Below are 6,518 nucleotides of genomic sequence, written 5' to 3' on the forward strand. Positions count from 1 at the left end.
CATCAATTCCGATATCAGCATATGACAAAATAGTTTTTGCCATATGCTTACATCCGCCACCACAGCGTCTCCAACAGCATTGAAGGCCCATTGACGGCACCTGTATTTTTCTTATTACCATCCCTCTTGCAGTACCGATTCCAGCGTATCCACGAAGTAATCAGCGCTTTCTCGCGTGAGGCAAAGAGGGGGTTTGATCTTGAAAATATTCAGGTGGTCACCCGTCGGCTGCATGATGATGCCAAGTTCAAGCAGTCGGTCACATAAAGCCATCGTTTCTTCGGTAGCAGGCTCCAACGAAACATGATCCCTGACAAACTCCAACCCCATATAAAGTCCCATACCATGAACAGCACCTATCAATGAATATTGCTGTTTCAGACCTTCCAGACGCTCCTTGAGATGATCGCCTACCTTACGTGCATTGGCCTGAAGTTGTTCATCTTCCATAATGTCGAGAACAGTATTTCCAACGACTGACGAGACTGGACTGCCTCCGGCAGAGGAAAAGAAATAGCCTTCCTTTTCCAGCGCATCAGCAATTTCCTTGCGCGTAATCACTGCGCCAAGTGGATGTCCATTGCCCATGCCTTTTGCAATAGTGATGACGTCCGGCACAACCTGCTGTTGCTCAAAGCCCCAGAAATGATGGCCTGTACGGCCGTAACCAACCTGCACCTCATCAGCGATGCAAAGCCCGCCTCGTGATCTGATTTCTTGATAGACCCTCTTCAGATAGCCGGTGGGCAGTGGAATTCCGCCCGCATTCCCGTAGATCGGTTCACAGATGAAGCCCGCAAGCCCCTCGCCTGATGCATCGAGCGCTGAAAGCTTATCGAGCACAGTCCCAATATATTGTCCGGCAGTCATGCTCCCGCGATAGGTATTGGGAGAGACCAACGCATGCACCCATGACGGCCGCGTTCCAAGAGCATTGGGATTATCGGCAGTTGATGTTGAAACCGCATCGCTCCCCACCGTCCAGCCATGATATGCTTCAAGTAACGAAACGATATTGCGACGACCTGACCATGCCCAGGCAAGTCTCAATGCCAGATCATTTGCCTCAGAGCCGCTATTGACCAGAAAAACAGTATCGAGCCCATCGGGCGCCAAAGCCGCAAGTCTTTCTGAAAAATCAGCCACTTCCGAATAGTGGAAGCGCGAATTAGTATTGAGTTTAAACCACTGCCTATGAACATTTTCTGCAAGGCGCGGGTGACCATGACCGATAGTGGTCACGTTATTGACCATATCGAGATATGCACGTCCCTCAGTATCGAACAAATGCTCTTTCCAGCCGCGCTCAATTTGCGGGGGATTTTCGTAATAATGCTTCTGCGTACCGGCAAGACTCTTGTAGCGTTTCTCAAGCAGTGACGTGGTTTGCATTGAAGGTGCGTCGATAGATAAGCCAAGAAACCCTGCGGCAGATGGGCAAATTGCAGACCATACCGCAGCCTGCGATGGTTTGGCGAATTGCGGCAGCGGATCAGACACAATTTCGGACTGTTGAACGTAAATGATGCCCAAGCCGTCCTGATCATTGCGAGCCACACCGAGCACATCACCCGAAGATACCGAGTGCGCTAATCCATCACGTATGTCCAAGCCATTCAAATGCAGATTGCTCTCACCATTTCGCAAAATGAGAGACCCATCGGCAAAATCCGCACTCCCATCGAAAGGCGCAACTATTTCCGTGCCTGCGGGGAGACAAACTGCAATATGCAGTGCGAAGCTTTCTGGTTCAGTGCGGCTGTTAACCCGAGTGCGTGTTAGTCGATACTCACCATATCTCGTCAGGCTACATCCCGTCTTACGAGCGGCATCGAATAAAATTTGCTGTTCTATATTGCTCGAATTCCAGTTCCCAGCCACGAAGCCGGAATTATCGATCGAAAGATCGACTTGCGTTGCAGAGTTGAGATCGACACTCGGAACGATAGACTTCCTATTGTCGTGGTGCTTGGCCTCGAGATCAATATCCAGCGCGAGGAATATTGCCTTTTCCATCAGTTCGAATGGCACTGAAGTCGCTGTCTCGAAGATGATCCGTTCATGTGCGGCATTGGCCGCTGCATAATCATTACTCGGATCAAGTCTAAGTTGCTGATGCGATGCTGCAAGCAACACGCAGGCGCGCGCGACAATCAAAGGCCAGAGGGCGATAAGCTCTTCTTTCTCCAACAGATAAACGGCATGAAACGCCTTCACAGCTGGGAGAATTGAGAAAGGGTCTCTGTCTCCATGATGCAGCAACGATGCACATGTTGTCGCCAGCTCGGCAATCAGCCAGCTTTTCGTCATATCCCCAAAATCAATTACCGCATAGGGCAACACAGACCCCGAGATCTCTCTACGGCCAACAACATTATCATCCGTGATGTCATGGTGGATCACCTGAACACGCAACCCCGCCTTTACAGGGTCAAGCCGCTTTCGCACTTGTTCCATCGCCACAAGAATGGGGGCGGCAACCGAGCTGGGATCACTATCCTGCAGCAAGAAAGGTATCGCCTCCTCAGCATAAGCCAGATCCCACGGTGATTTTTTCACAGCGCCTGGATGCGAAAAATCTGCCAAAGCGTACGCGACATTCCCTGCAAGGGCACCAAGCGCTTCAGTCGCAGTACCGTTCAAATATTTGCTCGCCGTCAGCGTTTCACCTTCGATAAAGCTCAGCAGACGAACATGATAATTTTCCGCTCCAACGGTAGCAGCACCGATGAATTCGCCATTTCGACAAGAGATGACTTTGGGAATAACAAATGAACTATCGAAACCATCGTCCTGTTTTGAAGCGAGATGCTGCAAAATCGCATTCTGCGCCTCGAGTTCAACGCGCGGATATTCGCTGCGGCTGATTTTGAGGACATAGCTTTCACCAGCAATGCCAACCTTAAAGTTCCGGTCCTGCTGGCTACCAAGCTCACGCAACTCGCCCTTCAGCCCGTAAACTGAACCAAGAATATCCGCGGCGTCCTCAATTGTAAGGCTCGGGCGAGGCAATTCAGCTTTCGAAAAAAGGGACATTTCAGACATATGGCTTTCCAATAGAAAATGGTTCGACGAAGCGAGAAATACGACGCGCCTTAAAGAAGGCGCATCGACGTTTGGCCACGACTTATCGCTTATTATATCGAGCGTAGTAGCGCTCAATGCGGGACTGAATAAACTCGAACGAGATGGAGAGCATCCAGTAAATCATGGAAGCAGTGATCAGCATTTCGATGTGTCTGAACTCGGTCTGGCCTTGAGTTCTTGCAACATACATCAGCTCCCAAACACCGATTACCGAAACAAGCGAAGAGTCCTTCAACATCGCAATGAACTGGTTGCCCGTTGGTGGAATGATGATCCGCATGGCTTGCGGCAGAATGACAAGCCACATCGTCTGTGCCGAGCCGAGACCAAGTGCCGTGGCACCTTCCTTCTGCCCGCGCGGAATGCTTTCAATACCTGCACGGAAAATTTCGGTCATATAGGCGCCATAGCAGAGCGAAAGCGCGAGAATGCCCGCAGGGATCGCACCGATCACATAACCAATCTGTGGCAAGCCAAGATAAATAATATAAATCTGCATCAGGAGCGGCAGACCACGAAAGAGCGACGTATAGAACGTCGAAAGACCGTAAATGACGCCGTTCTGCGACAGTTTTGCTATCGCGCCAATAAGCGCAATAATGGTCGCTATCACGATGGAAATCGCGGAAATATAGAGTGTCGTTACCGTTCCCTGTGTGATCAGGAAACCGATCTTACGTGCGATAAACGAGAAAGACAGATCAAACGAGTAAAAGAAAAGCATCAGCAGGACGAAGAGTTCGGTCCATACCGCGACAACCTGCTGATTTCTCGATAGCCGCTTCAGCAGTTTCCAGTTCAGAAACAGGATCAGAGAGATGGAAAAAGCTGACAAAACCCTTGCAATCACGGGGTTTTCCTTAATCCAGTCGGCAAGTGGAGGTGCTATTGTACCCAGCCAATGTGCACTAATGCCAATTGAATAGAGCGCCACCATTGTGATTGCGAACAGCACAAGACCACCAAGCCTGCGCGCTGCATCGGGGTAGTTGAGAATGAATCGTCCAAGCATGAACGGCCTCCTTCAATTCGGTGTGCACCCTGTGCCGATCGGCTTAACGGATGTCTTTTTGATCTTGTGGGGATAAATTTTCTTAGAAACAAGCGGCTGATTGGGCAGAGCGTTCTCGCCACTTGTCCTGTGCCTGCAGTTTCCAATAGGTAAGTTGAGCAACGGCGAGACCAGCGTAACCCCCTGCCCAGACCAAGCCAAAAGGCTCAAAAAGCTTGTAACGATCAGTCGTACCAAGGATTCCTTCGGCCACCAGCTTGCCACCGATAGCGGTGGTGTTCAGGCCATGACCGCCAAAGGCCGTGCAGTACCAAACCCCACTCGGCATTTTTCCGATTTGGGGCATGAGGTGGCGCGCATATGCCATCAGACCAGACCAAGCGAGTTCTGTCTTGAGTCCAGACAGTTGCGGATAGGTGCTTGTCATTTCATAACGCAGCTCTCGCACCAGCCCCTCAGTTGAGGCGGCGCGGGTTGTTATGCGGCCACCCCACAATACGCGCCTACCACCTTCAATGAGCCTGTAATAATCGCCAGCTCTGCGACTATCACCGATCGCCGCTGGTGTTTTGATAGCTTCGCTGATGAGATCAGGAGCAACTTCAGAAACCATGACATAGGTCGCTATCGGCAAATAGGATCGTTGAAGTTTCTTATTCAACCCACCTGTATAACCACCTGTGGTGATCACCAGATTTTTGGCCTGAACTGAACCTCGGCTTGTTCGAACCATTTTCTGCGCATTCGAAACGTCCATAGATTGTGCTGCGGAATTCTCATAAATCTTGCCGCCAAGACGCTCGATTTCCTGAGCGAGCGCGCGTGCATAATTGAGTGGGTGAATGTGAAACGCCTTGGGATCGCGAATAGCCTGATAATAACGTTCAGACTTCAACACCGACTGAACTTCGTCCCTCGACATATATTCAAGGTGGTAATTGAAGTCTCTCTTTGTCTCCACCACTTCGGCTTGCAAAGCGGGTGCATCTTCATAGCGCTGTACGCTGATCAGCCCATGCTTGGGATCTGCAGACGTGATATTAAGATCGCGAATTGTTTCGCCAACAAATTCCATGCCCTCTACCGAGAGCCTGTGGAGCTTTTTCGCAGCATCGTCGCCGACTGTTGCAGCGATCTTATCATGACCGGTTGCAAAACCGGGACTGACAAAACCACCATTGCGCCCCGAGGCACCAAAGCCGACACTCTTGGCTTCAAGAATGATAACAGACTGTCCCTGCCGCACCAGTTCCAACGCGGTTGTCAGACCAGCAAGACCAGCACCAATAATGAGAGTTTCACACTCCTCATTGCCAACAAGGGTTACGCGTTCTTTGATATCAGCCATGGTTCTGAAGTAATGCGTGTCAGGATAGGACATCTTGTTACCAGTCTGAATATATTGATTTTTTCCATTTTCAATTCACAACCGGCCTGCCTCGCAAGGCAAAGCCGGGGTTTGATGATGAATTGATCGGGAAACTTGATGTGTTTTATCGGAAGCAATTAGTCTTTGCTGTAATCCGCGCCGTACCACTTGGTCGTAAGCGTTGCGAGGGTTCCATCATCCTTCATCTGCTTGATGATTTCTCCGATCTTTGCAGTCCATTCAGGATCATTTTTTTCTGCAATCACAACCAGCGGCTCGCGGAATGCATAACCACCTTCGAGAACACGAACCGGATAGCCGTTCTTGATAGCAGTCTGAGCTGTCTGTTCTGGTGCAATAATAGCATCCAAACGCACACCATCGCCCAAGCGAAGGTCGTCAAACGGCATCATGGAGTCTTCAAAGGTACGAACTTCGCCAGGAGTTACTTTGTATTCAAAAGCCGGAAGATCAGGCGCATCAATTTCAAGGCGACGGTTGATGAAATCTTCAGACGTGGTCCCGGTTTCAACCCCAATCACCTTGCCGTTCAGATCGTCGGTCGAATGTGCTTTGCTGTCCTTATGTACGACATACACATAGGGGCTGTAATAATAGATTCCAGCAAAGTCGATAGCCTGTGCGCGTGCTTTGGTTGGCGTTACTGAACCGACACCAACATCATAACGTCCCTGCCAGTGACCACCGGTTAGCGTTGGCCACTCAGGAGTTTCAAAACGGACTTTAACACCCAAACGCTTGCCGATTTCATTGGCTACATCAATATCGAACCCAACAAGTTCGTTATTGTCATCAAGGAAACCCTGTGGAGGCCAGCCAACATTGGTGGCGACTACCATTTCCTTTTTCTCATTTACACGGTCCAGAGTGGGACCGGCATGTGCCATTCCGGAAAACAAAAACAATGACGCTGATGCGATTGCGAATAGTTTATTCAAGTTACCCTCCGTTGGTGCGGTTATATTTGTTAGATCAGTGCAGGATCTGGCTCAGGAACAGCTTGGTGCGTTCATGCTGCGGGTTGTCGAA

4 protein-coding genes are annotated in these 6,518 nt (G+C 50.1%); all 4 read right to left on the reverse strand.

Going from position 1 to position 6,518, the window contains the following annotated elements; genetic code table 11:
- Positions 1–114 precede the first annotated feature (114 nt).
- Positions 115–3,045 (reverse strand): aminotransferase, encoded by a 2,931-nt coding sequence (locus RT142_RS07925; protein ID WP_313028244.1) that lies wholly within the window; start codon positions 3,043–3,045, stop codon positions 115–117.
- Between the two features lie 82 nt (positions 3,046–3,127).
- Positions 3,128–4,099: an amino acid ABC transporter permease gene (locus RT142_RS07930; protein WP_105519799.1), complete on the reverse strand. Its 972-nt coding sequence runs from the start codon at positions 4,097–4,099 to the stop codon at positions 3,128–3,130.
- Between the two features lie 82 nt (positions 4,100–4,181).
- On the reverse strand, positions 4,182–5,480 hold the full coding sequence (locus RT142_RS07935; protein WP_313028246.1) for an FAD-binding oxidoreductase: 1,299 nt from the start codon (positions 5,478–5,480) through the stop codon (positions 4,182–4,184).
- Positions 5,481–5,605: 125 nt separating this feature from the next.
- Complete coding sequence (locus RT142_RS07940) at positions 5,606–6,427, reverse strand: transporter substrate-binding domain-containing protein (protein WP_007879872.1); 822 nt, start codon at positions 6,425–6,427, stop codon at positions 5,606–5,608.
- Positions 6,428–6,518 lie beyond the last annotated feature (91 nt).

It is taken from the genome of Brucella sp. (genome assembly GCF_032066345.1).
GTDB lineage: Bacteria > Pseudomonadota > Alphaproteobacteria > Rhizobiales > Rhizobiaceae > Brucella > Brucella pseudogrignonensis.

Coding starts and splice junctions, on each gene's coding strand:
- RT142_RS07925 (WP_313028244.1), bottom strand. CDS start 3,045: ATGTCTGAAATGTCCCTTTTTTCGAAAGCTGAATTGCCTCGCCCGAGC.
- RT142_RS07930 (WP_105519799.1), bottom strand. CDS start 4,099: ATGCTTGGACGATTCATTCTCAACTACCCCGATGCAGCGCGCAGGCTT.
- RT142_RS07935 (WP_313028246.1), bottom strand. CDS start 5,480: ATGTCCTATCCTGACACGCATTACTTCAGAACCATGGCTGATATCAAA.